Consider the following 2,579-nt stretch of genomic DNA (forward strand, 5'->3'; position numbering starts at 1 on the left):
CAAATGCATAAGATCTTAAACCATTTTGGGTATCGTCTCGTTTTTCAATGACTCTATAATTTTTACCTTGCACTTTAATGTTATTATTTTTTTCTAGATCCCTATAAGACTCTGAAGCTATTTTGTGGGAAATTTCATCTGTTTGTTGCATATTAAAAGACTCCTTAAAATAAAATTGAAAGTGGGTAAGCAATGAAAAAAAACAAAGTTACATTTTACGCAATATTAATAATTATATCACTATTTATATTAGGAGGCTATGTTTTGCATAAAAATGAGAAAGATAGATATATCGAAGTTCAAAAGAACAGAATTGATTTATATTTCAAATATAACCTTAAAAATTATCATTCCTTAACAATAAAGGATGTAGACAAAAATCCAATGGGAGATTATTTTATATCTGGCTATATTAATAATGATAAAAAATATGAATTTGAAGCGATGATGTCCTCTATAGACCGCTTTCAATTTAATGGGGATATGTCTTATAATCCAAAAGTTTTTGGCAAACTATTTAAAAATGAGGATCATATAAATGAATTAACTCCGAATGATATTATAAAAAAAGAAAACCTTAATAAAAAAGACTACGAAGCAGACCCACCTCTAATTTGGGGATTTTAACATCAGAAAAGCACTAACTACTCAACCTAATGAATAGTTAGTGCTTTTAAATTTCATTATTAGTCCTCCAACGATACATCATCAACAAATACCGGTCTGGTTGGATGTTCGTCTGCTACTTTATTTACCTCATTGTCTAATTCTTCATCTTCCCCATTCTATTCACCTATATTAATGAATATAGGCACGTCTCCTAAAATTTCTTGCTTATCAGTAAATAACTTATGGTATTTCCCCAACATATCACGAGCTTTTAAACGGTCACTTGGCTTGATTGGTACATCAACGGTTTCTACATGCTCGTTATATACAAGGTTCATGCATCCAGTATCTCAGCATAAGAGTCTCCATTAAAATAGCACTAATCAATTACCCATCCTTTTATCTCTTTTATTAGATTGTTCTTTTTTATTTCTGAAACTGTTTTTGGGTTTTTTATCATCATTCTATCCAGTTTATCACTATATGATGAGAGATATTCAAATTGATAATCATCTTTAGACCACATATGTGCTGAAAAAGTATTAGTATTGTCATTATTTATATAACCTGTAATAACAAATCCATCTAAAGGATTTTCTTTATGTTCCTCAAACTTTATTTCTTTATAACCTTTAACATTGTACTTCATATAAATTACTATTTTTTCTTTTTATTTGTCATAATATTTTATTTTTTCATGTTTCATCTTTAAATAGACGTCTCCAACAATTAATATAATAAATATTAAAATTATTTTTATTTAAAAAATCATTCCTTTGAGGTGAAATAACGGACAATCTTCATACTAAAAATAACACATATCACGAACTAGCTAATAGTGTTTATAATATACATCCATCAGATAAAAAGATAGCAATTGAACCCAAAAGCTGATATTACCACTGATATATATTTAGGTACCAATGATATTGAAATTGAAACTAATCCAGATAAAATTTTAAATGCAGCTATTTACAGAGACACTACCTTAAAAAAAATTAACCCTAATACAGTTGGAAATAATAAATGGCTGAAAATGGTTGATCAAAATAATGCAAAAGAAGCTGATCAATTTAACGAATCTTATCTTCGGCCTCAGTCAGTTTTGAATAACTTGATGGAACAGGACAAGTTGAAGACTACAGGCTGAAGCTGCCCCCTAAGAAAGCGAGCCAACAATACTAAGTATTGTAAAATCAAAACCACCCGTATGAACGGGTGGTTTGTTCTACGGCTATAAGCCTTTCTTACTGGCCACCCCTAAAAGGGCACTGATAGGTCAGCCAACTGCACTACTTTCCCAGCACCCCTAAAGGGGTACTATTTTTTCGTCTTTTTTAATTTCTTCTCCTGTAAAGGGATCTAGGTTTTCTTCCATTGAAATTTGATCTGCAACGATATCTTCTTGTAATTGATTACGAATGTAATCTTCAATTACCTTTTTATTTCTACCTACTGTATCTACATAACATCCTTTACACCAAAACTTTCTATTTCCATATCTATATTTTAAATTAGCATGTCTATCAAAAATCATTAAACTGCTTTTACCTTTTAAATATCCAACAAATGATGATACTCCTAATTTAGGTGGAATACTAACTAACATATGAATATGATCTTTACATGCTTCTGCTTCTATTATTTCTACGCCTTTTCTTTCACATAGTTGACGTAAAATAACTCCAATATCTCTTTTGATTTTTCCATAAATCACTTGTCTTCTATATTTTGGTGCAAAGACTATGTGATACTTACAATTCCATTTTGTATGTGCTAAACTGTTTGTGTCAGATGACATTAAAAAGCATCTCCTCGTGTTGAATATTTTGGTTGGCTGACCAATATATATTCTAGCATGATGAGATGTTTTTTTAGATAACGGTAAAACCTTTTCTGAACCATACGCATAGCGCATGGTTTTCTTTATACAAATAATAAAGAAGCCAGTAAATGAATTTATGAAAACT

General features: G+C 30.0%; 3 protein-coding genes and 2 pseudogenes. 2 read left to right on the plus strand and 3 right to left on the minus strand.

Features of this window, described 5'->3' with window-relative positions; all coding sequences use genetic code 11:
• Positions 1-192 precede the first annotated feature (192 nt).
• Positions 193-627: a DUF1433 domain-containing protein gene (locus tag HMPREF2897_RS11910; RefSeq protein WP_032603087.1), complete on the plus strand. Its 435-nt coding sequence runs from the start codon at positions 193-195 to the stop codon at positions 625-627.
• Positions 628-686: 59 nt separating this feature from the next.
• Here the strand turns inward: HMPREF2897_RS11910 and HMPREF2897_RS13220 are convergent.
• Both HMPREF2897_RS13220 and HMPREF2897_RS11920 read right to left on the minus strand, forming a co-directional pair.
• Positions 687-956, minus strand: a pseudogene (locus HMPREF2897_RS13220) (terminase small subunit); the annotation flags it as partial.
• Positions 957-988: 32 nt separating this feature from the next.
• Positions 989-1,369: pseudogene (locus HMPREF2897_RS11920) on the minus strand (DUF1433 domain-containing protein).
• Positions 1,370-1,486: 117 nt separating this feature from the next.
• On the opposite strand from HMPREF2897_RS11920, the gene HMPREF2897_RS11925 reads away from it, so the two are divergent.
• Positions 1,487-1,759: a hypothetical protein gene (locus HMPREF2897_RS11925; protein ID WP_002476459.1), complete on the plus strand. Its 273-nt coding sequence runs from the start codon at positions 1,487-1,489 to the stop codon at positions 1,757-1,759.
• Between the two features lie 159 nt (positions 1,760-1,918).
• Here the strand turns inward: HMPREF2897_RS11925 and tnpA are convergent, their stop codons facing one another.
• Positions 1,919-2,410: an IS200/IS605 family transposase gene (gene tnpA, locus HMPREF2897_RS11930; protein ID WP_002476458.1), complete on the minus strand. Its 492-nt coding sequence runs from the start codon at positions 2,408-2,410 to the stop codon at positions 1,919-1,921.
• Positions 2,411-2,579: the final 169 nt, after the last annotated feature.

Origin of the sequence: Staphylococcus sp. HMSC065D05 (assembly GCF_001813195.1) — a bacterium.
Classification (GTDB): domain Bacteria; phylum Bacillota; class Bacilli; order Staphylococcales; family Staphylococcaceae; genus Staphylococcus; species Staphylococcus epidermidis.

What these genes read in the sequence shown, in the direction of transcription:
- tnpA (WP_002476458.1), bottom strand. Translation starts at nt 2,410, where the DNA reads ATGTCATCTGACACAAACAGTTTAGCACATACAAAATGGAATTGTAAG.
- HMPREF2897_RS11910 (WP_032603087.1), top strand. Translation starts at nt 193, where the DNA reads ATGAAAAAAAACAAAGTTACATTTTACGCAATATTAATAATTATATCA.